Here is a 25,930-nt window from a genome sequence, read left to right as displayed (position 1 = left end):
CGCGAAAAGGGGAGTGCGATGAATTCGCTATTGCTCATCGAGCAGTCGCTCAACGGCCTGCAGCTCGGTGTCCAGCTGTTCCTGATGGCCGCCGGCTTGACGCTGGTATTCGGCATCATGAACCTCATCAACCTGACCCACGGCTCGCTGTTCATGATCGGCGCGTTCGTCGCCGCGGCGGTGCTGGCGCGCAGCGGCAGCTTCGTCCTCGCGCTGGTGGTCGCGGTGCCCGCCACCGCGCTCGCCGGGGCGCTGCTCGAGGCGGTGGTGCTGCGCCGCTTCTATCATCGCGGCCACCTCGACCAGGTTCTGGTCACCTTCGGCCTGATCCTGGTGATCAACGAGCTGGTGCGCATGGTCTGGGGCGCGGTCCCCGTGCCGATGGCGTTGCCTCCGCTGCTGTCCGGTGCGGTGAATGTGCTTGGCGTTTCCTACCCGAGCTTCCGCCTTGCCATTCTCGTCGTCGGCGTCATCGTCGCGCTGGCGCTCTATTTTGTCGTCGCCCATACCCGGATCGGGATGTGGGTGCGCGCCGGCGCCAGCAATCGCGCCATGGCCTCGGCCATGGGCGTCAACGTCGAACTGATCTTCCTGCTGGTGTTCGCGGCAGGTGCCGCATTGGCGGGCCTCGCCGGCATCATGGCCGGGCCGATCAGCGCGGTGCAGGTCGGCATGGGCGAGCCCATCCTGATCCTGGCGCTGGTGGTCACGGTGATCGGCGGCATCGGCTCGATCAAGGGCGCCTTCATCGCCTCGCTCCTGATCGGCGTGGTCGACACTTTCGGCCGCGTCCTGCTGCCGCCGGCGCTCGGTAGCATGATCATCTTCATGATGATGGCGGCGATCCTCGCCTTCAGGCCGCGCGGTCTGTTCCCGGTTCACGGTTGAGGTCGACAGGATGAGCGCAATGTCCACTTCCGACATCGGTCTCGCCGCCGCGCCCAAAGCCGGCCATTGGCATCACGGCGTTGCCGGCATCGCCGCGGCGACGCTGCTGCTCATGCTGGTGCCGACGCTGGCCGCGGCGACCGGCAATCCCTTCCTGATCAAGATCGCGACGCGCGTCGTGGTGTTTTCGATCGCCGCGCTGGCGCTCAATCTGGTGCTCGGTTTCGGCGGTCTCGTCAGTCTGCTGCATGCCGGCCTGTTCGGGATCGGCGGCTACGTGGTCGGAATTGCCGCGTTCCATGTCGACGAAGGGGCCTTTCTCGGCGTGTTGCCGGGCACCGGCGAACTCGCCCTGGTGCTGCCGCTGGCGATGGTCGTCACCGGGCTGGCATCGGCGCTGATGGGCGTGATCGCGCTGCGCACCGGCGGCGCCTATTTCATCATGATCACGCTCGCCTTCAACCAGATGATCTACTACTTCTTCATCGCCCTGCAGCAATATGGCGGCGAGGACGGCCTGCAGATCACGACCGAGCTGACGCTGTTCGGTCATGGCGCCACGGCGCGGGTGCCGTTCTATTACGGCTGCGTCGCCGCCCTGGCGCTGACCTTGCTGGGCCTGCGCCGGCTGATCGACAGCCGCTTCGGCGTCGTGCTGCGCGCCTCGGCCCAGAACGAGCGCCGTCTCACCGCGCTGGGCATTCCGCCGCTGCGCTACAAGCTCGCCGCGTTCGCCGTCTCGGGCGCCATCGCCGGGCTCGCCGGTGCGTTGATGGCGGCAAGCCAGCAGTTCATCAGCCCCTCCGACATGTCCTGGGTGCGGTCGGGCGATCTCGTCGTGATGTGCGTGCTCGGCGGCCTCGGCACGATGCTCGGGCCGGTGATCGGCGCCGCCACCTTCCTGGTGCTGGAGATCGTCTTGTCCGGCTGGTCGAGCCATTGGCAGCTCGCATTCGGCGGCTTCATCATCATCGTCGTGGTGGCGCTGCGCGGCGGGCTGATCGAACTGTTCGGCCATCTGGTGCCGCGCAGGAGCGTGCCATGACCGAGGCGCTGCTGCAGGTACGAGGTCTCGTCAAGCGGTTCGGCGGCCTGATCGCCACCAACCAGCTCGATCTCGATGTCCGCCCCGGCGAGACCCTGGCGCTGATCGGCCCCAACGGCGCCGGCAAGACCTCGCTGATCGCCCAGCTGCAGGGCGATCTCACGCCCGACGCCGGCACCATCCGCTTCGCCGGGCGCGACATCACGCGCGAAGCGGCGCACCGGCGGGCGCACCTCGGCCTTGCGCGCTCATTCCAGATCACCTCGGTGTTTCCGGAGTTCAACCTGCTCGGCAACGTCGCCGTCGCGGTGCAGGCCTGCCGCGGCCACAGCTTCCGCTTCTGGCGCGATGCGCGCCGCGATCCGGAACTGACCATGCCCGCTCGCGAGGCGCTCGACGCCGTCGGCCTGGGTGAGCCGGAGCGGCGCGCGGCCGACGTCTCCCACGGCGAGCGGCGCCAGCTCGAACTCGCCATGGCGCTGGCGATGCAGCCCAAGCTGCTGCTGCTCGACGAACCGATGGCCGGCATGGGGCGGGAGGACAGCGCTCGCATGACGCAGCTGCTCGAGCAGCTCAAGCGTCGCTACGCCATCCTGCTGGTCGAGCACGACATGAACGCCGTGTTCGCCCTGGCCGACCGCGTCGCGGTGCTGGTGGCCGGGCGAGCGATCGCCAGCGGCGCGCCGGACGAGGTCCGCCGCGACCCTGACGTGCGCGCCGCCTATCTCGGTCACAGGTGACGATGATGCTGCTCGAAGTCCAGAAGCTCGCGGCGGGCTACGGCACCAGCCAGGTGTTGTTCGGGGTGTCGCTGGCGATCGGCGAAGGCGAGGTGGTGACGCTGCTCGGCCGCAACGGCATGGGCAAGACGTCGACCGTGCGCTGCCTGTCCGGATTGCTGCCGGCGCAGTCCGGCACCATCACCTTTGCCGGCGAACGCATCGACAACCAGCGTTCGCATCGGATCGCACGGCTCGGGCTTGGTCTGGTGCCGGAAGGACGTCACATCTTTCCCAACCTCACGGTGCGGGAAAATCTCCTGATGGCGCAGGCCAATCCGCGGGCCGCGCGCGATCCCTGGAGCCTGGAGCGCGTTCTCGACTTCTTCCCCAGGCTCGGGGCGCGGTTGACCAATGGCGGCGCCCAGCTCTCCGGCGGTGAGCAGCAGATGCTGGCGATCGGCCGCGCGCTGATGACCAATCCGCGCCTGCTGGTGCTGGATGAGGCGACCGAGGGGCTGGCGCCGGTGATCCGCGACGAAATCTGGGCGCGGCTGAAGGCGCTGAAGGCCCAGGGCCTGGCGATGCTGATCGTCGACAAGGAGATCGACGTGCTGGTCGAATTCGCCGACCGGCACTACGCCATCGAGAAAGGCGAGGTTGCCTGGAGCGGCGGCAGTGCCGACCTGCTGGCGAACGAGGACATCAGGTCGAAGTATCTCGGACTTTAACACGCGAACACGCGGCAGGTTTCGCCTGAACATCAAGGGAGGGTTACATGGCTGAGCTCGGGCGTCTCGACGAGTTGCCGATCGAGTTCCGTAACGGCCTGACCGCGCAGAACCTGGTTCCGCTGTGGCCGAGCCTGCGCGCCGCCTTGCCTTACGAAATTCCCTCGCGCCGGACCCGGCCGATGGTGTGGCGCTACGCCGATATCCGGCCGCGCCTGCTCGAAGCCGGTGAGCTGACGCCGATCGAGAAGGCGGAGCGCCGGGTTCTGGTGCTCGCCAATCCGGGGCTTGGCCTCGAGAATATGCAGGCGACGCCGTCGATCTACATCGGCATGCAGCTGATCCTGCCGCGCGAGACCGCGCCCAATCATCGTCACAGTCCGAGCGCCGTCCGCTTTGTCGTCGAGGGCGAGGGCGGCTTCACCGTGGTCGACGGCGAGAAGCTGCCGATGGAGAGGGGCGACCTGATCCTGACGCCGTCGGGCCTGTGGCACGAGCACGGCCACGAAGGCGAGGGGCCGGTGGTCTGGCTCGACGCCCTCGATCTGCCGGTCGTCTATTCGCTCGAAGCGTCGTATTGCCTGGAGGGCGACCCCCAGGCGGTCCGCAATCAGCCCGACGCTTCCCAGACCCGCTACCGCCGGGCCGGGTTGTTGCCTTACAGCGCCCTGAACCGGCCGCGCGCCGACTATCCGCTGCGGCGGTTTCCGTGGCGCGAGACCCAGGCCGCGCTCCATGATCTCGCCGGTGTCACCGACGCCAACGAGATCGTGCAACTGGCCTATGTCAATCCGGAAACCGGCCACGAATGTCTGCCGATCCTCGGCTTCTCCGCCATCATGCTGCGCCCCGGTGAAACCATCCGGCCGCCGCGCCGGTCGGCTTCGGCGGTCCTCCATGTCGTCGAGGGCGACGGCCAGGCTGCAATCGACGGCGCAAAGCTCGACTGGAGCGATCAGGACACGCTGGCGATCCCGACCCACGCGAGCGTCGAGATCGTCAATCGATCGGCGACGAAGACGGCCTATCTGTTCCAGGTCGACGACGCGCCGATGCAGCGCAAGCTCGGCTTCTACGAGGAGTTCGCCGATCGGCGATCGGGGTCGATGCGTTGACCGGTTGCTGATCGGACGCAATCCGGGCGTGCGAAACGCCGCCGCGATCGCGCATGCTTCGCGGGGGTACCTTGATCGGCCGCGGGGTGATAGCATCGGCATGCCATGAGCGATCGCATCCTGGTGTTCTACGGCTCCTATCGCGCCGACCGCATGGGCATCCGGCTCGCACAATTCGTCGTCGATGGTCTGCGCGGCCGCGGCGAGGATGTCGAGTTGATTGACGCCAAGGCGGTCGGTCTGCCGATGCTGGACCGCATGTACAAGGAATATCCGAAGGGCTCGGCGCCGGCGGCGATGGAAAAGCTCGCCGGCCAGATCCGTGACGCCGACGGCTTCGTCTTCATCGCCGGCGAATACAATTGGGGAATTCAGCCGGGACTGAAGAATCTCACCGACCATTTCCTCGAGGAATGGTTCTGGCGCCCTGCTGCGATCGCGAGTTATTCAGGTGGCCGTTTCGCCGGAGCGCGCGCCGCGACCGCCTGGCACGGCACGCTCTCCGAAATGGGCATGGTCGTGGTTTCGAGCACCATCGCGGTCGGGCCGATCGCGCAAACCCTGTCGGCGGAAGGCAGGCCGATCGGCGATGGAGGCGCGGCGCTGGAGCGGGCGTTTCCGCGGTTCGCCGACGACTTGATGTGGTGGGTCGAAGCGGCGAAGACGCAGCGCGCGAAGAAGAATCCGCCCTATTGAGGCCGTTGATCCGGCTGACGTCCGCTGACGCGACGTTCCTGCTGGCGCTCGCCGGTCCCATGGCCGATCTCGCCATCGCCACCGTCGTTGCCGGAACCGGCGGTCGGCGCCGCAGTGGCCCCGGATCCTGCGCGATCCCTCGAGCGATCCCCTGAGCTCACGTGTCGTCAATGCCGGTCTGGTCCTGATCCTGCCGGCCGCGCCGCCGCCGCCGCGCTGAGGTCCGTCTGACGGCGGTTTCGCTCTGCCGCTTCATTTGGTTGTAAAGAGGCGAATTGTCGCGGGAAAATTCCTGCCTGTTCATCCCTTGATCTCAAGGAAAACATAACCAGGGGATGTAAACGATCAAAGCCACCCGTTTTAATCGTTTGTTTCGGACTCGCCGATCAAATGCGCATCCGGAAACGAACAATCAAAAATGGAAATCAGGGTGTGCCGCGCCGCCGCGTTTGGCGCGTCGCAGCGAGTCCAGCCGATGAACAAGATTGCCGCGCTGATTGCGCTTGGAGCGGGCGGAGCCTTCTTCGCTGTCGAGCTCGCCATTCCCTACAGGCCTGCGCTGCCGTTCGCCGACCTCGCGCTGACATCGTTGCTGGCGCCGCGTCAAGCCAAGGCTAGGGAGGCGGTGATGAGGCTGATGTTCAATCCCGCCTCGGCGGAGTTCAGCGAACTGCGCTCGGTCGATATCGGTGTCGAGGGCTATGTCTGCGGCAGGGTCAAGGGCCGCGACCGGCAGGGTGCCTATGCCGGCGATCGCGCCTTCGTCTACACGGTCGCGAACGACTTCGCGCGGATCGATGACGATGGCCGGATCGCCATGCCCCACGTCGCCTACCAGCCCTGTCCGGTGCCGCAGGACGGCAGCCCGGCGCCCAAGCCGGCGGTCTCGCCGCAGACGATCGCGCTGGCGAAGGGTGTCGTCGCGAGCCTGCCGAAGGCCGACCCGCAGGATCTCACGACCTTGCAGCAGACGCTGCTGCCCGGCGGACCGGGCGCTGCCTCGCCGGCGCCGTCATCGGGCGGGCGGCCGACCCCGCCGTCGGAAGCAGCCGCCGCGCCGCGCGCCGGATCGGGCGTCGAGACCGGGGACGACGAGCAGGCCTGGCGCAGCGATCAGCCGCCCGCGGCCTGGCCGCGCTTTCCGCTGGACCATCCCCTGGCGAAGCCGGCGGCCAAGCGGAGCGCCGCCGATGCGATTGCCTTCGCGGCCGATGTCGAGGCGCGCTGGACGAAGGCCAAGGCGGGACAGGGCAGAACCGGAGAAGCTGGCGCGCGGCCCACGGCGGCGGAGATCGAGGAGGCGCTGCGCGCTCTGCTCGCGACCGATCCGAACGGGCCGGACTTTCCCAGGGCGTGGGCGCTGTTCGTCGAGCTGCGGCAGATCGACCGCGAGGCGACGGCAGGGTGACAAGGCCGGGTGCCGCGCTGAGCGAGGCGAGGCGCGAGAGGCGCGTTCTCGCGCGTCCGCGCTGGCGTCAGCGATGTGCGGCGAGGGAAGGGGGCTGACGCCCCGCTGCGGAAGGAAACAGCCCGGCCTGGAAGCAGGCGCTCATGTGTTCGACCTTGGCGATGGCGCGATCCGCCGCCGGGCCGGACAATTCCCGGCGGGCCGTGGCGCGGAAGATCTCCAGCCAGCGATCGAAGAAGGCGGGCTTCAGATCGAGGCCGAGATGCGCCGCGAACGGCATGCCATTGTAGCGCGTGGTGCCGAGCAAGCTCTTGGACCAGAAGTCGCGGACGATGCGGAAATGATGCTCCCAGTCGCCGATGGCGCGGCGGAATACCGGTCCGATCAGCTCGTCCTCCATGGCGGTTGCATAGAAGCGCCTGACCAGGCGGTCGAGATCGGCCTCGGTGTCGGTGAGCGCCGCCAGAAGGTCGGTCGGCTGCGCCAGGGCGGGGTCATCGTCGGCGCGATCGGGCACCAGCGCCGCGATCTCCGGGGCGGCACGGCGGGTGCGATGCTCGATGTTGAGAGGCGGATTGTAGCTGCGCACGAGGTCTCGAAGAATTTCGATGCGCTGCCGTGCCTGCGGCCGCTCCATCCACAACGCGCCATCGATGAGCTTCGCAGCAGCGCCCTCGCGCCGCGCAAAGCCCGCTGCATCCTCGGCCATATCCTGTGCCGAGGCGATGACGACGGGGTGGAGGAAATCGCCGATGCGGCGCGTCAACACATAAAGGCCGGCGGCGTGCGGCGGCTCTCCGGGCGTGAAGCGGAAGCCGCCCAGCCCGGGTTGCGGATCCGCGGCGCGCGGCAGCAACGGCCCTTTGGCTGCGGGGCTGGTCTCGATCGTCATGAGCGTCCTTTCGAGTCTGAACGAGCCCTCGAGTCCGGAGGAGCTCTTCGGGGCCGGATGAGCAGGCCTGCCAGTGCGGTGGATCTGACGCGCGTACGGCGAATTCGCTGCAATGCTGATACGAGCGTCAGATCCACCGCACGGGAGCTTCGGAGAGCCTGCACGATGTTGCAGGCCCGCCGGGCGGCGGCCCCGCGCCGTGGCCACCTGCGGGGAGGTGACGAGCAAGCGGCGTGCCAGCTATATTTCCGCGGGAATAGCATGACGGTGCGGCGGGCCTGTCGGATTCTCGACAGCCGCGTTGAATTGCCTACGCGCCCGCCATGCGGCACAATCCCGCCATGACCCTCATCCGCGCCGGAGATGCATCGTGACGAGCCTTTCGCGGCCGCAATCCGGCGCGGTCTCGCTCACGACATCGCTGCCGGCGCGCGTGCTGCGTCACGATCCGCATTACGGCCTGTCCACGCTGTTCTTCGCCGACGGCGAATTGCGCGTTCCGATGGTCGATGCGCCGGTCGATGGCGGCGTCGCGGTGACGATCGAGGCGCGCGACGTCTCGATCGCGCTGTCGCGGCCGATGGATGTCTCGATCACCAACCGCCTGCCCGGGCGCATCGTCGAGATCCTGCCGCTCGCGGCGCCCTATGTGCGCGTGACCCTCGATCTCGGCAAGGTCGCGCTGCATGCGCTGGTCACCACCGAGTCGGTGGAGCGGCTGGCGCTGGAGACCGGGCTGAACGCCTGGGCGATGATCAAGACCGTCGCGATCGGGCCCGGCGCGGTTCGGGCTTCGGAGTTGCCTCGGCCGCGGCGCTGGCCCGCCGCTGGAAGTCCGGATCGGTAGCCTGTTGGAGCTCGTCGAGCGCCGCGGCCGCGGCGCCACGCATGCGCCGCTCCATCGATCGGTACAGCGCGACCAGCCGTTCGCCGAATGCCGTGATCTCGGCGCCGCCGCCGCGCCGTCCCGGATGGGTCTCGAAGACCGGCACTTCGAAGGTGCGGTTGAGCGCGTCCACCATCAGCCAGCATTTGCGATAGGAGATGCCGGTGACCCGGCCGGCGCCGAGGATGGAGCGCTCCTTGCGGATCGCCTCGATCAGCATCAGGTCTTCCGGCGACAGCCGGCCGCCGTTGGCAAAACACACCGTGAGTTCGATGCGCGCGGCGGGCTCGGTCATCAGGCGGTGATCCGCGCTTTCGGTTCGCGCTTCGCCGCTCGCGCCGCGGCTTCTAGTCCCCAGGCGTCGAGCCAGCCGTCGAGACTGCGCTCGAGCCAGGCCTGATCGCTCGCCTGCGCCGGATCGACCGTCACGCACGCGGCGAGATCGCCGGCGAAAGCCTGCCACTCGGCCATGATCGTCGGCGACACCGAGGTGAACACGACAAGGCCGCGTTCGATGGCCGTGCCGAAGGCGTCGACGAGACCTTCGCCTGCCGCTTCCAGCTTGCCGAACTTGCTGAGCACGACGATGTCGGCGCCCTGCGCGATCGCGCTCTGCACCGCCGCGCAGGCGAGGGCGAGGCCTTCCGGCGACAGGTTGCAGGCCGTCGAACCCGGACCGAGATCCTGGGAGATGGAAAAGCGCTGCCCGTTCTCGAGACTGCGCAATTCCATCGACTTGCACGGGATCTCCCCGACGGGCGGGTTCTCGACCACGCCGACGACGCGCAGGCCGCGCCGCGAAAGCCGCTCGGCGATGGCCGCCAGCAGCGGCTGCATCGACGTCGCGCCGGAGCCCTGCAGGGCGATGACCGGGCGCATGTCCTTCTCTGCGATCCTCATGGCGGTCTCCTGGTGGAGTGAACTTGACATTCGCTGCCTGCCTGAAGGCGGCTCCTGTGCCGGAGCGGGATGCGGATGCCGGAACTGGACCACTTCGATCAGGTTATGCGAAATTGCGGGGCGGCAACAGCTGCGTCAGGTCGTCGCCGGCACCAGCGACAATGTGCGTTTTTCGTTCAGCATGCGGGCCACCGCGACGGCGACGCCCGCGGCGATGGCGCGGCCGCGCGCATCCATGCCGGTCCAGCTGGCGCCGCGACCGCGTGGATCGATCTCCAGCAGCTTGACCCCGGCGGGCACCCGCGCACCGTCGCGGACGATGCCGCGCAGCGTGCCGTCGAGCGGCGCCAGCACCGGCTGGCCACCGAGCGAGCCGAGCTGGAAGCCCTTGTAGATGCGGGCGCCGATGTCGACCGGCGTGTGCCAGACCGCGTCGTGCCCGGCATAGACGAAGCGCTCGCGCCCGGCGCCGCCGAGGTCGCGTGCCTCGCCGTCCGCCGGCCGCGTGGCGCCGGCGGTGACGAGGGCGCCGGTCTCGCAGGGATGGGTCTCGATGGCGATGTCGCAATTGACGCCGACGTCGAAATGCGGGCCGAGGCCGACGGTGACGCGGGCGATGCCGCGCAGGTCCGGCGTCACGCGATGTTTCTGCATCCGCGCGTCGACGATCACCGCCGGCGTGCGCAGTGCGATGACGTCGGTCAGGTGCAGCTCGGTCACCACCACCTTGCCGGCATCGGCATGGATGCGCGCGATCTCGGCCATGGTGTCGGCGCGTTCGCCCCCGACGCCTTCCACCTCGCGGGCCTCGCCGAACAGGACGTCGTGGAAGGCCATGCCGCGGCGGATCACCGGCGGATAAGGATCATGGCTCATGACCACGGCGCAGCCGGCGCCGGTGAGGGTGACGGCGACCGCCGAGGCGATCTCGCTGGTGCCGAGCACCAGGGCGAATGGCCGAGGCGGGCGGATCGGCCAGCGGACGGAAGCGGATCTCATGAAGGCTCCTCTTGGGACGAGGTCTCCCTAGCAGGTGCCGTGCCAGATCCGGCGCTTGAGTATAAAGCGCTGATTTATCGGTTGAATTAAAGTTTCTGCGGCGGGACGTAAGGTCTGGGTAGCTGTATTGTCACGGATATAACAGATCCCGACATGCTGTATTGTCGCGGATATAACAAGCCGCCGGTCCGACGCCGCCTCACGCCGCGCCGGACTAGAGCCTGTCCTCAATTAGAGGATTCCCAAGCAGATTATCGCATGATTCATAGGCGGTCAGCTGATTCGGAGCTGACCAAATGCGCCGCTACGCCCTTCGGGACGATCAATGGGATAGGATCAAGGATATTTTGCCCGGACGTGAAGGGCATGTAGGGGTCACGGCCAAAGACAATCGGCTGTTTGTAGAAGCGGTGATCTACCGCTATCGAGCCGGGATCCCTTGGCGAGATTTGCCCGAACGCTTCGGCGATCCGATCAAGATACATACGCGTTTTTCGCGCTGGACGAAGAGCGGGGTGTGGAAGAAGCTGTTTAAGATGCTGGCGAGCGATGCCGACAATGAGTACGCGATGATCGACAGCACGATCGTGCGGGCGCATCAGCACAGTGCCGGCGCACAAAAAAAGACGGCGAAAACCAAGCTATCGGGCGCAGCAAAGGCGGGCTGAGCACCAAGATCCATGCGCTTGTCGATGCCCTGGGCAATCCGCTGGACTTCATCCTGACGCCCGGCCAAGCCCATGATCTGGAGGGCGCCGATGCACTGCTGCCCGACATGGCGGCCGACGCCTTATTGGCAGACAAGGCCTTCGACGCCGACGAACGGGTGATTGCCCCGTTGCTGGCACGGGGAAAGTCGGTCGTGATCCCGCCCAGGCGCCACCGGCAGCTCCAGCGCGATTTCGACAAGCACGCCTATAAGGCACGCCATCTCATCGAGAATTTCTTCTGCAAGCTCAAGCAATACCGCGCCATCGCTACCCGCTACGACAAAACCGCCAGAAATTTCCTCGCCGCAATCCACCTCGCGGCGGTTATCATCTGGCTCAATTGAGGACAGGCCTTAGTGTCCCGTCTCCGAATTACCGCTACGTTTGCCTCGCGCTCGCACGGTCATTCGGAGACATAGGGACACTATGATCTTCCCCCGAAAAAATGGACAGGGTTAAGCAGCTTTTAGTTCCATCGCGATCGGGCTGATGTAGCCGATGGCCGAATGGCGACGGATACGATTATAGAAGCCCTCGATATAGGCAAAGATATCCCGTCTGGCTTCCTCGCGTGTCGCATAGTGGCGGTGATGGACGAGCTCGGTTTTGAGCGTGTGGAAGAAGCTCTCCATCGGAGCGTTGTCGTAGCAGTTGCCCTTGCGGCTCATCGAGGCTCTGAGTCCGGCGGACTGGATCATCTTTCGGTAATCGGCCGAGGCATATTGAACGCCGCGATCGGAATGGTGGATCAGGCCTGGACCAGGCCGCTGCACCGCGATGGCCATCTTCAATGCGGCCAACGGCAGGTCGGTGCGTAGATGATCCTCCATCGCCCAGCCGACGATTTTGCGGCTGTAGAGATCCATAACGGTGGCCAGATAGAGCCAGCCCTGATCGGTCTCTACATAGGTGATGTCGGCCAGCCAAATCCGGTTCGGCGCGGCGGCGATGAAGTTGCGGTCGAGCAGATTTGGAGCGATCGGGAGATCGTGCCGGCTGTCGGTGGTCCGCACCCGGCGCGGCCGCGCCATAATGGCCCTGATCCCGTGATGGCGCATCAATCGCTCGATACGGCCACGGCTCGCCCCATGGCCCTGAGCCTTCAGTTCTTCATGGATGCGCGGGCTGCCGTAGCGTCCGTGGTTGTCGCGATGGACCTGTTGGATGTCGTCCAGGAGCTCACGATTGGCAGCGGTCCGCCGGCTCGGCGGGCGCGAGCGCCAAGCATAATAGCCGGCCGGCGATACCTCGAGCACGTCGCACATGAGTCTTACCGGATAGTCGGCGCGGCGATCTTCGATGAAGCGAAATCTCATTTCGGAACTCCAGCAAAGATCGCGATCGACTTTTTTAAAATGTCACGCTCCATGCGCAGCCGCTCGTTCTCTCGCTGCAAACGGGCGATCTCTGCCGCGTGATCCGCCGACGGCAGCGTCGCCTGCGTTGTGGGGCGCCGCGCCGCCGCCGTCGGTTCTCGCCCAGCCCCACGAAGTTCAACCCAGCGCCGCAACACGGAATCGCGCAGGCCAAGTTCCTTGGCCACCGACCCGATCGAGCGGCCGCTCGAAGCAACCAGATCGACCGCTTGCCGCTTGTAGTCGTCCGTAAACGACCGACGTTGACGTGTTTCCATCCGACACCTCCTGGCTCTCTGAGCCTACTACAGGTGTCCATCAATTCGGAGGAGGTTCACTAGCAAAATCAAAGTGCTAGTGTGGCTTATGTCTCGCAATTGCCTACGAGAGGGTTGCCGCGAAGGTGGTAGGCAATTGCGAGACGCCACACTAGGCGCGGTCGAAAAATGCCTTGACGCTGCTGACGGTGCCGCTGTCGCTGGCGGCGTAGCCCGGCAGGGCGTCGATGGCGTCGCGGAATTCGGCGCTGCGGATGATGGCGAGGAGGCGCTGCATCGGCGCGCCGTCGAGGACGCTCTTGCGGCAGACGAAGACATGGTCCTCGGTCAGCAGCCGGATGAAATCGAGCCCGAACTGGCGGGCCGCGGCCTCGACCCCGAAAGCGGCATCGGCCATGCCGCTCGCCGCGGGCATGGTACCGAGGCGATCGAGAATTTTACCGAGCCCAAGGCGGTGTGGACGCAGATCAGCCGATCGGTCCGAAGGCACTTCTGAGCAAGCGGCGACGATCGCTGTGTTGGCGGCGGTCGGCTGCGATCGGCAGCGTGGCCTGCGGTTGAGATTTCAGGGGGGGGCTGCTGGTGCCGAAGCTGCGGCTGACGCCTGCGGGTCTTGCGGCCTATTCCCGGACTGCATCGCAGTCCGGGATCGGGTATTTCGATCGCCTGATCTCGAATCCGGATCGCGAAGGCGTTGATCAGCGCTTCAGCGCGAAGCGTAGTTCGGTGCGAGGGCGCCGACCTTCACCTTATGCTGCGCCAGCACGCTCACCTGATGGGGCGAGGCCGGCATGCCGTCGCGCGTGAGCGTTGCGACCGGCGGCGCTTCCTGAGCCTGGGCAGGGCTGAGCACCTGGACCTGGACCTGCGACACCGGAAAGCCGGTCGCTTCGTAGGTAGGCAGCTCGGCGGCAAATGCGCCCACGCTGCCGGCGATCAGTATTGCGGTGACTGCGACCGACAAACGAATCGTCATGTTTTTTTTCTCCTGAGTGGTTCTTCGAAGACGTGATGTGTGTACGCGTGATGTAGTCATTTGTCTCGCAAGTGCGAGATCAGGTTCTGCACATAATGCGCGCTTCGAATGCTCATCGTTTAACAACGCGAGTCGCTCGTCGCGTTGATCGCACGCAGACCTGCTCGCTGAATCATTCCGCGCAGATTGCTGGAGGCGTTAAGACTTGCGGGGCGAAGTAACGGAGCGTCTGTCGAACGCGTGATCGAATGCGTTTTGTTGCTGGAGAAGCGCGCTGCGTTGTGCTTTGTTGCGCGAACGCATGCACGATGCGCCAGGCGCAGGCCAGCCCTGACGTTCACGGCGCCGTCAGAATCAACGCACCGTTAACCTCTGCGGCGTCGCCGGCAATGCTCGGCATAATACGCATGGCTGGCTTGCGTCGGGCCCCTCATGCGCAATGAAATAGGCGCTATGAACAGCTGGACGCCGCGGCTGCCCTGTTCGGCCATGGCGTTTATCTGCCGGGGAAGGTTGTCGATACTCTGAGAGGCGCGAACGGCGATCACCAGCAGGATCGCAACTCCGCGCAGCGCGTCGAGGAAGTCGAGGCGCTTCGGATCGGTCGCTGTCATCGGTCGCGGCCCAGCCGTCTGAGAAAAACGGACGGCAAGGATACGAAACGGCCGGCAAGGAAGATCTGCAATATTTCGCAGCGGTTGAATCAATGAGGCCGGAAAATATTGATCCTGGTTTGCACCTCCGCCTACCTCAGTTCGGCTCCAGCCCGATCGTCTTGATGATGGTGCCCCATTTCTCGACCTCGGAGGCGACATAGCTCTCGGCCTCCGTCCTCGAGCCTCCGACGGGCATGAACCCGATCTTGTCGAGCTGGTCGACCGTGGCCTTGTCGGTCAGCACGGCGTTGACGTCGGCATTGATCCTGTCGATCACTGCCTCGGGCGTTTTCGCCGGGACGAAGAAGGCGACCCAGGTCGAATCCTCGGTATCGCCGAGGCCGAGTTCGCGCGTGGTCGGCACGTCCGGCAGGGCCGGCACGCGTTCTCGGCTGGTGACGGCGAGGCCCTTGACCTGGCCGGCTTTGACATTGCCGACGCCGGCCGACATGGCGATGCTGGCGAGTGCGATATGCGAGCCGGCAACCGCCTGCATCGCGGGACCGGCGCCGGTGAAGGGCGCATGGGGAATGTCGACCTTGGCTTCCAGGCGGAAGATCCGTTCCGCGGACAGATGCGGCGTCGTGCCGACACCCGCGGTGCCGTAGATCATCGGCTCCTTCCTCGCCGCCGCGATGACCTCCTTGAGCGTCTTCGCCTTGAGCGTCGGCGCGCCGATGATGAGGTTCGGGGTGGTGGCGACGATGACGGCGGCGCGCAGGTCGTTCGGTGCATAGCCCGGCGTCTTCGACAGGGTCTCGTTGACCGCATAGGCCGAGGTGCTCACCAGCATGGTGTATCCGTTGGGTTCGGCCTTGGCGACCGCCGCCGCGGCGATGTTGCCGCCTGCACCGCCGCGATTTTCGACCACGACGGGTTCACGCCAGCGTTCGTTGAGCTTCTGGCCGACGATCCGCGCGATGATGTCGGCCGGCCCGCCGGGCGCGAAGGCGACCTGGAGGTGGACGGCCTGCCTGGGGAAATCCTGGGCGGCGAGGGGGCTCGCCGCCATCAGCACGGTCGTCGCGACGCCTGCGCAGAATGCACGTGTGAGATTCGTCATCATCGTCCTCCCTGGCCCGTCGTTTGGCTGATCGGGCTCTGTTCTATGAGGCGAGCATTTCGCTCACCGCGACGTCTTTGCAGCGTCCATCGTTCAACCGGCTCCGGCCTCGATGCCGCCGTCGAGAACGGTGCCGGTTCGCTGGTAATGGGCCTCGAGCAGGTGGACGGCCTCGTCCGGCCGGCGTTCGAGCGCGGCCTTTGCCAGCGCCGCGTGCTCGCTGGCGACATCGCGCTCGCGCCAGCCGACCGCGTTCGACAAGTTGCGAAACCGCGTCGCTCGCTGGTGCAGCGTCTTGCAGATGTCGAGCAGGGTTGCGGCGCCGCAGGCCGAGATCAGCGCGAGATGGAAGGCCTGGTGCGCCTCGTCCCAGTCGGGGTTCGGCGCGTAATGCGCGCTGGAGAGCGAGCGCGGCAGGCGGCTGACGCGATGGAGCGCGACGACGATGCGCTCCTCCCAGGCGAGGTCGCCACCGGCGATGGCGGCCCGCAGCGCCGCGCCCTCGATCAGGCAGCGCGTCCTGATCAGGTCGGCGAGCTCGGCGCGATCGGCCCGGGCGACGCGGAAGCCGCGCTGGTCGATGCGCTGCACGAGGCCTTCGGCGACCAGCAGGTTCAGTGCCTCGCGGAGCGGCGAGGCTCCCATGCCGAGGCGTCGCTTCAGCTCGTCGATGCCGAGCCGCGTACCCGGCGCATCCGCGCCGCCCAGGATGCTGGCGCGCAGGACATCCGCGGCCTTCGTGGCCAACGTCTTGGCGGAGGACCCCACCAGCTCCATGGACGCTCCAAATTTTTTGTCGATAAAATTGTTGATGTCTGCAGAATTATCGATATTCATACTGAAATCAAGAAGGTTCGACAGTGGAGGCGCCAAGTGAAGCTCGTTTCGTTTCTCGAGGAGGGCGAGTGGCGCCCCGGGGTGCTGCGGGACGACAGCGTCGTCGCCATCGACACGCCACACCGGACGACGGCCGAGGCGATCGCCGCCTTCATGCGCGACGGCCGCCTCGCCGAAGGCCGGCCCCGTCCGGCGGCAAGCCTGACCCTGGGGCTGCCGGTGCCGAACCCGGGCAAGATCATCTGCATCGGGCTCAATTATCGCGAGCACGCCAGGGAGGGCGGCAATCCGATCCCGGATTATCCGGCGATCTTCCTGCGCGCCCTGACGTCCCTCATTCCGCACGGCGCGCCGCTGATCGTGCCGGACGCATCCGACAAGCTCGATTACGAAGCGGAGCTTGCCGTCATCATCGGCGCGCGGGCGCGCAAGGTCGCGGAGGGCGACGCGCTGTCCCGCGTCTTCGGCTACTCCTGTTTCAACGACGGCTCGGTGCGCGACTATCAGCGCAAGTCCTCGCAGTGGACCGTCGGCAAGAATTTCGACGGCACCGGCGCCTTCGGCCCGCATGTCACGACCGCGGACGAACTGCCGCCGGGGGCGACGGACCTCGGCATCCGGACACGTCTGAACGGCGCCGTGATGCAGAACGGCAATACCTCGGACATGATCTTTTCCATCGCCCGGCTGATCGCGATCGCCTCCGAGGCGATGACGCTGGAGCCCGGCGACATCATCATCACCGGCACGCCTTCGGGCGTCGGCTACGCCCGCAAGCCGCCGGTCTTCCTCAAGGCCGGGGACGTCTGCGAGATCGAGATCGACGGCATCGGTACCTTGCGCAATCCCGTGGCGCGGGCCTGACCACATCCTCTGGAATTCTCACATGCAGCTTTCCCCGACTTCCGTCAGCCGTCTCGATCAATCCTTCCGCTGGCCGGGCGGCGCCCGCGTCGGCATCATCTTCAATGTCGCCTATGAGGGCTGGTCCGAAGGACAGACCCCGGGGCTCGGGCCGATGGGCAATCCGCTGCGGCCGGGTCACGTCGACGTCAATGCTTTGTCCTGGGGTCTTTACGGCCCGACCCGGGGAATCTGGCGGGCGCTCGAAATCGCCGAGCGCAACGCCGTCCCGCTCAGCGTGATGGTCAACGGCGTGCTCGCCGAGAAATGGCCCGACACCGTCAAGGCCATCCATGCGGCGAAGCACGAGATCGTGGCGCATTCCTACGGCATGGATGTGATCCCGGTCTATCTCGACGAAGCCGGCCAGCGGGAGAACATCAAGCGGACCACCGCGCTGATCGCCGATCTGACCGGCGAGACGCCGAGGGGCTGGATCAGCCCGCGCGGCACCGGCAGCCTCGTCCACAATGCGCTGCTCGCGGAGGCGGGGTATCTCCATCAGGGCGATTGCAACGACGACGATCTGCCCTACCGCTTGAACTATGGCGAGCGCTCGATCGTCGGCGTCCCGCTGACCATGGACGTCAATGACCTGCCGAGCGCGATCCGCTACGGCAACAATGCACGCAGCCTCGTCGAGCAGTTCGACGACCTGCTCGAAGCGAGCCTCGAGCGCGAAACCTCGCCCCTGTTCTTCGATGTCACCATCCACGCCCATGTCTACGGCCGGCCAGCCGGAGCCTGGACCTTCGATGTGATGATGCAGAAGGCCAAGGCGGCGCGCGGGGTGTGGATCGGAACGCGACAGCAGGCGGCGGAGCACGCGCTCAATTACTGGACGTAGCTGCAGCCGGTAGTTCGGCCGGGGTTGAGGTCGCCCGCGCAGCATGCCGAGCGGGCGACCTCACAACTCAGCGTCTGAAGTCGCCATTCATCGGGACGGCGTTGACGTCTCCTGCACGCGGCGCCGGCGCTCGCGCGTGCCCCGCCGCGGCAGAGGCTGCCGGGGCCGGCCTGCCGCGCAACGGAACCCGGGAGGCGAGTTCTGCGGGAGACGGTCGTCAGCCGACGACGACTTCGCTGATCTGGATCACCGGGCTCTGGTCGGTGTAGTTCGCGATGTCGGCCAGGATCTCCTGGGCGTGCGGCCCGAAGCCGGCCTGGAAGGCCTCGACCGAGTCGCAGAAAATGTGACACATGCCGACATAGGTCGCGGGGGCGTCGGGGGCGCCGCCCGCAAGCCCCTTGTCCACGGTGTAGTATGTGCAGGTGTCGCCCATCCGCGCCTTGACCAGCGGCATATGCTTGTCGCGGTAGTAGTCGTGGTCGAAGCGGGCGCCCGGCGTGTTCGGATACATGACGCTGATCTTGATCATGGCGTTCTCCCTGGGATCGATGCTCGCCGGTTGAGCTCCGGCGCTGGTCGCAACTCTGCTTCAGTTTTGCCGATGCCGCAATATCGAACAGGGTGAGGCCGCGCGCGCGATGGCGCCCGACCTCAAAATGTCGGATCGATCGGAGTGAGCCGCGGCGTGTGCTGCTCGATGACCTCGGCGGCGTCGAGGACGAGGTCTTCGCGGAAGCGCCGCGAGACGATCTGCACGCCGGTGGGCAAGCCGTCGTGAACGCCGGTCGGCACCGAGATGGCGGGCAGGCCGAGCAGCGGCACCGCGAAGCACGGCGCCTGGCTGCGCGCGATGGCGTTGAAGCTGTCCTCGCTGGCGACATCGGCGCCGTGCGTGAACGGCGGCGCCAGCGACACCGGACACAGCACCAGCGGATAGCGCTCCAGGAACACATTCCAGCGGCGCAGCCAGGTCGCCCGGCGCGTCAGCGCATCCATGTACTGGTCCGGCGTCGGGTGCGGCGGCTTCTCCAAATGCCAGTGAATCGCCCTCTTCACGCCCGCGTCGCCATAGGCGTGGACGCTGTCGAGCATGTAACGCGGCACTTCGGCGCGCGACAGCACGTGCCAGTCTTCGGTGATCGCCGCCATCTCCGGCGGATCGACCGCCTCGACCGCATAGCCCGCCGCGGCCAGCGCCTTGGCCGCCGCGAGCAGCGCGGTTTCGACATGGGGATGGACGCCGGTGCCGGTCGGATCGATCGAGAGCGCAACGCGCAGCGGACGCGGCAGCGGATCGCCCGTCAGCGGCGCCGGCACCCACCACGGATCGCGGTGGTCGCCCTTCGCCATCACCGCCAGCGCGAGGCGGGTATCGGCGACGGAGCGCGCCAGCGGCCCTTGCACCGACATCCATTGCAGCGACAGCGAGCGCTCGGCCTTGGCCGACGGATTGAAGGCGGGGACGCGGCCGAAGCTCGGCCGCAGCCCGACGAGCCCGGTGCACCAGGCCGGATAGCGGATCGAGCCGGCCAGATCGTTGCCATGGGCGATCGGCGTGATCCCGGCCGCGACGCTGGCGGAAGCGCCGCCGCTCGAACCGCCGGGAGTGTGAGCCGCCGACCACGGATTGAGGGTGCGGCCATAAAGGTCGTTCTCGGTCGACCAGCGGAAGGAGAAGGCCGGGGCATTGGTGCGGCCGACGAACACGGCGCCGGCGGCGCGCAGGTTGGCGACCACCGGGCTGTCCTCCTCGGCCACGGCATTGGCGAAGGCGACGACGCCGTTGCTGGTCGCCTGTCCGTTCTGGTCGGCGTTGCACTTGACGGTGACCGGCACGCCGTGAAGCGGACCCAGCACCTCGCCGCGGGCCACCGCGCGGTCGGCGGCGTCGGCGGCGGCGAGGGCCTCCTCCCGCAATTCCACCACGACGGCGTTGAGCCTGGGATTGACCGCCGCCATGCGATCGAGACTGGCCTTCACCGCCTCGCGGCTCGACAGCGCGCCGCTGCGGATGCCGCGGGCGAGATCGACGGCATCCCACCGCCAGAGTTCGGACGAAGAGGGGGGCATGTCGGCGCTCTCTCGAAATGGATGACCGGCGTGAGCGATCGATCGCGACGGGGCGATGCCGCGATCTGCGTATATTCCATATGCGAAATCCGGCCTAGTGTCCCGTCTCCGAATTACCGCTTCGTTTGCCTCGCGCTGGCACGGTAATTCGGAGACATAGGGACACTAGCAAAATCAAAGTGCTAGTGTGGCTTACGTCTCGCAATTGCCTACGAGAGGGTTGCCGCGAAGGCGGTAGGCAATTGCGAGACGCCACACTAGTGCGGTGGATCTGACGCTCGTATCAGTATTGCAGCGAGCTCTTCATACGAGCGTCAGATCCCAAACCACACTAGTTCTTGGCGCGAACGAAGCCGGCGAGGCGGGTCTTCTGGGTATCGCACCAGCTCTGCATGCCAAGGCGGCGCTGATCGAGGTCGGTGGCTGTCGTCGCCACCGCGACTTCCGTCATCAGCTCGTCGGACTGGCGTTCGCCCATCTTGCCGCCGGTGTGCATGAAGGCGATGGCCTTGCGCACCTGCTCGGTGGTGCCGTCCGGCAGGTTCATCTCCTTGGCTTTCGTCACCAGGTCCTGATAGGCGACATCCATCCCGGGACATTCCACCTTGGCGGCGAAGGCCTGCAGCACCATGGTCACATAGACCGAGCGCGGATCGGCATGACCGGTCTCCGCCTGCGCCGGTGCCGCAAGCGCAACCAATCCTGCCAGTAACAGACCATAGCGCATCTCTTTCCTCCCGTGATTTTGGGGAAGGCTAGCGCCAAGTGGTGGGCCGGCGCAAGCACGGCGAGCGCGCTGTGGCTCCGCGCCGGCCCGTGCCTTGTTGCGGTGCGTGCTGGGATCGGCGGAGCGTGAGCAGAAGCCGGCAAGGCCCGCCGAAACGTCAAGGCGAAAGATCGTCCGTCATGCGCACCAACGACGACGCGCATGACGGACGCCCATCACTTCCAAGCATCACGCTCAAGCATCGCACCCCAAGGACCGTCCCCTGGGCCTTTCCCCGACTTCAGGTCGGATCATGCCTCGAGCTGCTTGCCGATCGGCAGGCTGCGGATGCGCTTGCCGGTGGCGGCGAAGATGGCGTTGACGAGGGCAGGGGCGAACGGCGGCACGCCGGGCTCGCCGACGCCGCTCGGCGGCGTATCGCCGTTCGTCGGCACGATGTGGACGTTCGTCACCAGCGGCGCTTCGTCGATCCTCACCACCGGGAAGTCGTCGAAGTTCTTCTGCTGGACGCGGCCGTTCCTGAAGGTGACCTCGCCATGTTTGGCGAGGCTCAGCCCCATGATGGCGGCGCCCTCGAGCTGCGACTGGATCCGCTCCGGATTGACGAAGGTGCCGCAATCGATCGCGGTATCGACCCGCGGCACGCTGAGCTTGCCCTTGTCGTCGACCGCGACCTCGATCACGGTGGCGATGTAGCTGACGAAGCTGCGATGCACCGCGATGCCGAGGCCGTGTCCCTTGGGCACGGAGCGGCCCCAACCGGCCTTGTCGGCGACGAATTCCACCACCCGCCGCAGCCGGGCGGTGTCGATCGGATAGCTGTCGAGCGGCTCGCCGTAGTTCCACGGGTCCTTGACCGAGCCGTTCATGGTGACGATACGCGGCGTGCCGATCAATTCCAGCAGCATGTCCTTCTGGTCGCGGCCGCTGGCATGGGCGAGTTCGCCAACCATCGACTGCACGGCGAAGGCGTGGGGGATGTTCGACACCGAGCGGAACCAGCCGATGCGGGTATGAGCCACGGCTTGCGGATTCTCGCAGCGGATATTGGCGATCTCGAACGGCATGTCGACGAGACCCATGCCGAGTTCGAACGGCGCCTGGTTCCTGGCCCCGGCGGCGAAGGTCGAGGCGATGGTGGGCGCCGCGCTGCGATGGCGCCAGGCAATCACCTTGCCGCTGCTGTCGAGACCGGCTTCGATCCGCTCCGCCGACACCGTGTGCAGGAAGTCGTGGCGGATGTCGTCCTCGCGCGTCCACTGCAGCTTGACCGGCGCGCCGATCTCCCGCGACAGCCACGCCGCTTCCAGGGCGAAGTCGCATTTGGACTTGCGGCCGAAGCCGCCGCCCAGCAGCGTGACGTTCACCGTGACATTTTCGATCGGAATGCCGAGCATCTTGGCGACATCCTCGCGGGTGCCGCCGGGGCTTTGCACCGGCGCCCAGATTTCCGCCTTGCCGTCGGCGACGTGGGCGGTGGCGACCGGCGGCTCCATGCTGACATGGGCGAGGTGCGGCACGTAATATTCGCCGACGACCACCTTGTCGGCGCGCTTGAGCGCGGCGTCGACATCGCCGTTATTGCGCACCACCTTGCCGGGCTTGCGGACGGCGTCCTCGAGCCCGGCGCGGTAGGCGATCGAGTCGTAAGACGCATTGGGGCCGTCGTCCCAGTCGACCTTCAGGGCGTCCCGGCCCTTGATCGCGGCGCCGGTGTTGCGCGCGATCACCGCGACGCCGCCGAGCGGCATGAATTTCGAGGGCCACGGCCAGCCCTGCACTTTCATGACCTTCTCGACGCCGGGCACGCGCAGCGCCGCGTCCGGCTCGAACGAGGTCGCCTTGCCGCCGACCACCGGAGGCCGGGCGATCACGGCGTATTTCATTCCGGGCAGGCGGACATCGGCGCCGTACTGCGCCGTGCCGGTGGTGATGCCGTGGAGATCGACGATGCTGACCTTGCCGGTGCCGATATAGCGGAACTGCTTGGGGTCCTTGAGCTGCAGGCCGTCGATCGCCGGCACCGGCTGGGCCGCGGCATCGGCGGCGAGATCGCCGAAGCCGAGCCGGCGGCCGCTTGCGGCATGGATGACTTCATGATTCTCGGCCCTGACCGCGGAGACCGATACGCCCCAGCGCTTCGCCGCCGCCGCTTCGAGCATGGTGCGCGCCGCGGCGCCGATCTGGCGCATCGGCATGAGATAATGACGTGTGCTGCGCGAGCCGTCGGTGTCCTGGTTGCCGTATTTGACCTCGTCGCCCGGGGCCTGCTTCACATGGACGCGGCTCCAGTCGGCCTCCATCTCGTCGGCGACGATCATCGGCAGGCTGGTGCGCACGCCGGTGCCCATCTCGGCGCGGTGCGCCAGGATGGTGACGATGCCATCCGGCGCGATGGCGACGAAGACCCGCGGGTCCGCCACGGTGCCGTGGGGCATCTTGTCCGCGCCGGTCGTATAGGCGGCGAGCGCCTGGCGCGACATCACCGGCGCGGCGAGCACGAAGCTGCCGACGAGGCCGAGAGTCTTGAGCACGCCGCGGCGGGAGATTTTCTCGATCGGGGGAGAAACGATGTCCAGCATCATCAGGCTCCCGTCGAGGCGAGGTGGACCGCGGCCTCGATCCGCTGATAGCAGCCGCAGCGGCAGATGTTGCCCGCCATGGCGTCGCGGATCTGATCGTGGCTGGGTTTGGGGTTTTCCTTGAGCAGCGCGGCGGCCTGCATGATCTGGCCGGCCTGGCAATAGCCGCATTGCGGCACGTTGACCTGGCGCCAGGCCTTCTGCACCGGATGATCCCCGGTCGGATGCAGGCCTTCGATGGTGGTGATCTCCCGGCCGGCGACGTCCGCGACCGCGGTGATGCAGGAGCGCACCGCCGCGCCGTCGACCATGACGGTGCAGGCGCCGCACAGCGCCTCGCCACAGCCGAACTTGGTTCCGGTCAATCCGGCTTCGTCGCGCAGGTACCACAGCAGCGACAGCGCCGGATCGCCGTCCCAGTCTTGGGCGGTGCCGTTGATCTTGAGGGTGATCGTCATGAGGCATCTCCTCGTTGGCGAAAATAGAAGTACCTGGCGTCCCGCCGGATGCCAGGTACAAGAGAAGGAACAATAGATCATCGATTACGCTGCGGCGCGATGGCAACCAAGGCACATGGGCGTGATCGCGCCACCCTTTTTCGCCGTGGCGCTATGAGGGTGTGGCCGGGCACACGGCCCGGCCGCCAATGCAGCGTCCGCCTTCGATTTTCCGCTAAGCTCAACGCGCGGACCGTTGTCAGTTTTCGTGTCCGGAGCCCAGACGCCGCAAGCGTTTGACGCGATGTTTCTGGTACGCGGCGATCTGGCGAGCGATCGGTTCCGCGGGGCCGAATTTCAGATGCGTGATTGAAGCAAACAGAGCCCTGTCGCCGTTCTCCGGACCGAGCTCAACTTTGCAGACGATCCCGCCCTCGTCACCGGCGTAGTCGACCTGAGTGATAGAGTACCGACGCAGCGGATCAGTTGCTGGAGATTGCTCGCGGATGACGGCGGCCACTTCAGGATTGACGGTCGCGAAAAGCGGCAAGGATTGTCTCAGCCTGGCCACAAGGCGCTCAACCTGGTCTGGATTGTCGATCATGGCATCTCGGCGAGTTTCACTGGCGAATCGCAGGCGGCGCAATATTGCCACGACAGCAGCGCCAAGAATACAGGCGCGCCATCAGGGCACGAGGCGGCGACGGTTCGGCGCTGTTGGGCGGGGCAATGGCGGCGACATCGTGCCGCATCGTGCAATCGTACTGTGGCGCGCGTGGGTAGTCTTGGCGCGTCGAAATCCTGAACGAGATTGTCATGGCCGAGATTGCGCCCCTCCCGGTCGCATCTATCGCATTCACACATCTGATCCGCAGCCGGCGCGCAGATTTCGTCAGATGCTGAAAACCGCCGTCACCGCCGCATTCGTCGCAACCGATCATATCGTAGAAATCAAGAAGGCCAAATGATCCCCACGGCAAAACAAGTCCGACAGCACATGCCACCCGGAACGAGTAGAGCTGACCGCGCCGCGCTCACCGCTCCTGTTCTCAGTTGACCTACCCCTGAAGTTTTATCCAGCGGTGATTGGAGTTTCGATGGATGTTCCGCCGTTTGGCGCGGGGTCAGCAACGTGCGATCGGCGGCGCCCTGAATGCGTGCGTTCAATAGCAAGTTGTCATGCGTGAGTTGTAAGGTCCAGTTGTTGTGCAATTGACGGAGCGCGGCGGCCGATTGGCTGCCTGAAACGCCGCCAAGCCCTGTAACATTGCGCCATTGCCTTGGGCGGTTGCTGCCTGAGCCTGTGTCTGCGCTATCTGCGTATTGGCAACCGCAAGCCCGCGCCGTTGCTCCTCGGCAGCTATTCGCGTCTGAAGCTCGGCCAGCTGAAAATTGTACTCGGCGACGGTTATCTGGCCCTTGTCGACTTTTTCAGCGCCGACAAGGCGTGCCGCTTCGTATAAATCTACCAGGTCCATGTACGGATAATTGCGCTCCCTGCGAGCTGCCACGATTCTTTGGGTCGAGCACTCAACAGATGCCTTATAGCCGTGGATTTCCTTTTTCAGCCGCTTCTCGTTGCACTCCGCCATTATTGAATCGATTTTCGTTGGGTCAACGCATGCGAATTGAACCTCAGCCCTCGGAAAATCCCCGGGCCCAGAGGATTGCCTCGCGTCCTTGATGTTGATCATCACCGCGGATTGGCGCTGATTCGCGCAATACTGATTTGCTTCGTTGATCGCCTCGGGCCGAAGCTCACTGTAGTTGCTAAACCCGCTCGCCGCTTGCCGGGAAACCGTGAATGTATTTTGTCCGGTTTGAACGACACCAGAGTTAACGGCGCAACCGCCCATAATCAGCAGAGCGAATACAGTGAATGCACACTCACGAATGCATTCTTGAGCTCTGCGAGGAAGCGCCGCGAACCGCTCAAGGGTCGGTTGGTCGATTTTCATGTGACGCCCCGGAAGAATAACAGCCGGAGTAATTTTAGCGCCCTATCGGGCTATCGCGCCAGTGCCACAGCGCGGACAAACGCCATCCATAACCACCCAATCGATCAAGACCTTTGCCAGAACGGCACGCATGCGCATGCGGACCGAGTCGGACGGCTACCGCCGCGACCACCTCCGCGCCCTGGCCCAGCGCACCGAGGTAAACGAAAGAAGTTCGCATCATGGGGTCGAAAGGCGTGCTGCTGCGCG

The 25,930-nt window shown here is 66.0% G+C and carries 27 protein-coding genes and 1 pseudogene; 11 read left to right on the top strand and 17 right to left on the bottom strand.

Features of this window, described 5'->3' with window-relative positions; translation table 11 throughout:
• Positions 1–18: 18 nt before the first annotated feature.
• The 7 genes from DB459_RS01140 to DB459_RS01110 all read left to right on the top strand — a co-directional run bounded on the left by DB459_RS01140 (position 19) and on the right by DB459_RS01110 (position 6,602).
• Positions 19–888, top strand: coding sequence for a branched-chain amino acid ABC transporter permease (locus DB459_RS01140; RefSeq protein ID WP_253711030.1), 870 nt, complete (start codon positions 19–21; stop codon positions 886–888).
• 19 nt (positions 889–907) lie between these two features.
• The gene (locus DB459_RS01135; RefSeq protein WP_253711028.1) at positions 908–1,933 is read left to right on the top strand and encodes a branched-chain amino acid ABC transporter permease; all 1,026 of its coding nucleotides are present in this window, start codon (positions 908–910) and stop codon (positions 1,931–1,933) included.
• Positions 1,930–2,673 carry an ABC transporter ATP-binding protein gene (locus DB459_RS01130; RefSeq protein ID WP_253711026.1) on the top strand — a complete coding sequence of 248 codons (744 nt, stop codon included), beginning with the start codon at positions 1,930–1,932 and terminating at the stop codon, positions 2,671–2,673. The genes DB459_RS01135 and DB459_RS01130 overlap by 4 nt, the downstream gene beginning before the upstream one ends.
• Positions 2,674–2,678: 5 nt before the next feature.
• Positions 2,679–3,383, top strand: a complete 705-nt coding sequence (locus DB459_RS01125) for an ABC transporter ATP-binding protein (RefSeq protein WP_253711024.1) — start codon at positions 2,679–2,681, stop codon at positions 3,381–3,383.
• A gap of 47 nt (positions 3,384–3,430) precedes the next feature.
• Positions 3,431–4,498 (top strand): cupin domain-containing protein, encoded by a 1,068-nt coding sequence (locus DB459_RS01120; protein WP_253711023.1) that lies wholly within the window; start codon positions 3,431–3,433, stop codon positions 4,496–4,498.
• A 105-nt stretch (positions 4,499–4,603) separates the two neighbouring features.
• Positions 4,604–5,194 (top strand): NADPH-dependent FMN reductase, encoded by a 591-nt coding sequence (locus DB459_RS01115; RefSeq protein ID WP_253711021.1) that lies wholly within the window; start codon positions 4,604–4,606, stop codon positions 5,192–5,194.
• 475 nt (positions 5,195–5,669) lie between these two features.
• Positions 5,670–6,602, top strand: coding sequence for a hypothetical protein (locus DB459_RS01110; RefSeq protein WP_253711019.1), 933 nt, complete (start codon positions 5,670–5,672; stop codon positions 6,600–6,602).
• 67 nt (positions 6,603–6,669) lie between these two features.
• Here DB459_RS01110 and DB459_RS01105 read toward each other — a convergent pair whose 3' ends face one another.
• Positions 6,670–7,494 (bottom strand): group III truncated hemoglobin, encoded by an 825-nt coding sequence (locus DB459_RS01105; RefSeq protein WP_253711018.1) that lies wholly within the window; start codon positions 7,492–7,494, stop codon positions 6,670–6,672.
• A 370-nt stretch (positions 7,495–7,864) separates the two neighbouring features.
• On the opposite strand from DB459_RS01105, the gene DB459_RS01100 reads away from it, so the two are divergent.
• Positions 7,865–8,341, top strand: a complete 477-nt coding sequence (locus DB459_RS01100; protein WP_253711016.1) for a TOBE domain-containing protein — start codon at positions 7,865–7,867, stop codon at positions 8,339–8,341.
• Here the strand turns inward: DB459_RS01100 and DB459_RS01095 are convergent.
• The 3 genes from DB459_RS01095 to DB459_RS01085 all read right to left on the bottom strand — a co-directional run bounded on the left by DB459_RS01095 (position 8,250) and on the right by DB459_RS01085 (position 10,279).
• The gene (locus tag DB459_RS01095; RefSeq protein ID WP_253711014.1) at positions 8,250–8,675 is read right to left on the bottom strand and encodes a winged helix-turn-helix domain-containing protein; all 426 of its coding nucleotides are present in this window, start codon (positions 8,673–8,675) and stop codon (positions 8,250–8,252) included. The genes DB459_RS01100 and DB459_RS01095 overlap by 92 nt on opposite strands.
• Positions 8,675–9,280, bottom strand: a complete 606-nt coding sequence (locus DB459_RS01090; protein WP_253711012.1) for a DUF2478 domain-containing protein — start codon at positions 9,278–9,280, stop codon at positions 8,675–8,677. Before DB459_RS01090 ends, DB459_RS01095 begins: the two co-directional genes overlap by 1 nt.
• Before the next feature lie 135 nt (positions 9,281–9,415).
• On the bottom strand, positions 9,416–10,279 hold the full coding sequence (locus DB459_RS01085; protein ID WP_253711010.1) for a xanthine dehydrogenase: 864 nt from the start codon (positions 10,277–10,279) through the stop codon (positions 9,416–9,418).
• Between the two features lie 296 nt (positions 10,280–10,575).
• On the opposite strand from DB459_RS01085, the gene DB459_RS01080 reads away from it, so the two are divergent.
• Positions 10,576–11,333, top strand: a protein-coding gene (locus tag DB459_RS01080; protein WP_253711008.1) for an IS5 family transposase whose coding sequence is annotated in 2 segments (ribosomal slippage) — positions 10,576–10,906 and positions 10,906–11,333 — 759 coding nt in all. Because the reading frame shifts where the segments join, the coding sequence is not laid out codon by codon here.
• 111 nt (positions 11,334–11,444) lie between these two features.
• On the opposite strand, the gene DB459_RS01075 is transcribed toward DB459_RS01080, so the two are convergent.
• The 6 genes and pseudogenes from DB459_RS01075 to DB459_RS01050 form a co-directional block, all read right to left on the bottom strand.
• A protein-coding gene (locus DB459_RS01075; protein ID WP_253706227.1) for an IS3 family transposase occupies positions 11,445–12,622 on the bottom strand; the annotation gives its coding sequence in 2 pieces (ribosomal slippage) (positions 11,445–12,305 and positions 12,308–12,622; 1,176 coding nt in all).
• Between the two features lie 151 nt (positions 12,623–12,773).
• A pseudogene (locus DB459_RS01070) lies at positions 12,774–13,028 on the bottom strand (substrate-binding domain-containing protein); the annotation flags it as partial.
• A gap of 300 nt (positions 13,029–13,328) precedes the next feature.
• Positions 13,329–13,598, bottom strand: coding sequence for a hypothetical protein (locus DB459_RS01065; protein ID WP_253711006.1), 270 nt, complete (start codon positions 13,596–13,598; stop codon positions 13,329–13,331).
• A 365-nt stretch (positions 13,599–13,963) separates the two neighbouring features.
• Positions 13,964–14,212, bottom strand: a complete 249-nt coding sequence (locus tag DB459_RS01060; RefSeq protein ID WP_253711004.1) for a hypothetical protein — start codon at positions 14,210–14,212, stop codon at positions 13,964–13,966.
• A gap of 136 nt (positions 14,213–14,348) precedes the next feature.
• The gene (locus DB459_RS01055; protein ID WP_253711002.1) at positions 14,349–15,317 is read right to left on the bottom strand and encodes a tripartite tricarboxylate transporter substrate binding protein; all 969 of its coding nucleotides are present in this window, start codon (positions 15,315–15,317) and stop codon (positions 14,349–14,351) included.
• A 93-nt stretch (positions 15,318–15,410) separates the two neighbouring features.
• Positions 15,411–16,094 (bottom strand): GntR family transcriptional regulator, encoded by a 684-nt coding sequence (locus DB459_RS01050; protein WP_253710999.1) that lies wholly within the window; start codon positions 16,092–16,094, stop codon positions 15,411–15,413.
• A gap of 96 nt (positions 16,095–16,190) precedes the next feature.
• Between DB459_RS01050 and DB459_RS01045 the strand changes: the two genes are divergently transcribed.
• Positions 16,191–17,018: a fumarylacetoacetate hydrolase family protein gene (locus tag DB459_RS01045; RefSeq protein ID WP_253710997.1), complete on the top strand. Its 828-nt coding sequence runs from the start codon at positions 16,191–16,193 to the stop codon at positions 17,016–17,018.
• A gap of 22 nt (positions 17,019–17,040) precedes the next feature.
• The gene (locus DB459_RS01040; protein WP_253710995.1) at positions 17,041–17,904 is read left to right on the top strand and encodes a polysaccharide deacetylase family protein; all 864 of its coding nucleotides are present in this window, start codon (positions 17,041–17,043) and stop codon (positions 17,902–17,904) included.
• Between the two features lie 217 nt (positions 17,905–18,121).
• Here the strand turns inward: DB459_RS01040 and DB459_RS01035 are convergent, their stop codons facing one another.
• From DB459_RS01035 to DB459_RS01005, 7 genes are all read right to left on the bottom strand, one after another.
• Positions 18,122–18,436 carry an EthD family reductase gene (locus tag DB459_RS01035; protein ID WP_253710993.1) on the bottom strand — a complete coding sequence of 105 codons (315 nt, stop codon included), beginning with the start codon at positions 18,434–18,436 and terminating at the stop codon, positions 18,122–18,124.
• Positions 18,437–18,558: 122 nt separating this feature from the next.
• On the bottom strand, positions 18,559–19,977 hold the full coding sequence (locus DB459_RS01030) for an amidase family protein (RefSeq protein WP_253710991.1): 1,419 nt from the start codon (positions 19,975–19,977) through the stop codon (positions 18,559–18,561).
• A 331-nt stretch (positions 19,978–20,308) separates the two neighbouring features.
• On the bottom strand, positions 20,309–20,704 hold the full coding sequence (locus DB459_RS01025; protein WP_253710989.1) for a hypothetical protein: 396 nt from the start codon (positions 20,702–20,704) through the stop codon (positions 20,309–20,311).
• A 290-nt stretch (positions 20,705–20,994) separates the two neighbouring features.
• Complete coding sequence (locus DB459_RS01020; RefSeq protein WP_371926839.1) at positions 20,995–23,289, bottom strand: molybdopterin cofactor-binding domain-containing protein; 2,295 nt, start codon at positions 23,287–23,289, stop codon at positions 20,995–20,997.
• Positions 23,289–23,744 carry a (2Fe-2S)-binding protein gene (locus tag DB459_RS01015; RefSeq protein ID WP_253710986.1) on the bottom strand — a complete coding sequence of 152 codons (456 nt, stop codon included), beginning with the start codon at positions 23,742–23,744 and terminating at the stop codon, positions 23,289–23,291. Before DB459_RS01015 ends, DB459_RS01020 begins: the two co-directional genes overlap by 1 nt.
• Positions 23,745–23,982: 238 nt before the next feature.
• Complete coding sequence (locus DB459_RS01010; protein ID WP_253710984.1) at positions 23,983–24,327, bottom strand: hypothetical protein; 345 nt, start codon at positions 24,325–24,327, stop codon at positions 23,983–23,985.
• A gap of 559 nt (positions 24,328–24,886) precedes the next feature.
• Positions 24,887–25,681, bottom strand: coding sequence for a hypothetical protein (locus tag DB459_RS01005; RefSeq protein ID WP_253710982.1), 795 nt, complete (start codon positions 25,679–25,681; stop codon positions 24,887–24,889).
• Positions 25,682–25,930 lie beyond the last annotated feature (249 nt).

Source organism: Bradyrhizobium sp. WD16 (genome assembly GCF_024181725.1).
GTDB lineage: Bacteria > Pseudomonadota > Alphaproteobacteria > Rhizobiales > Xanthobacteraceae > Bradyrhizobium_A.
The sequence above is the reverse complement of the archived record's forward strand: the minus strand, read 5'-3'. Positions and strand labels throughout refer to the sequence as shown.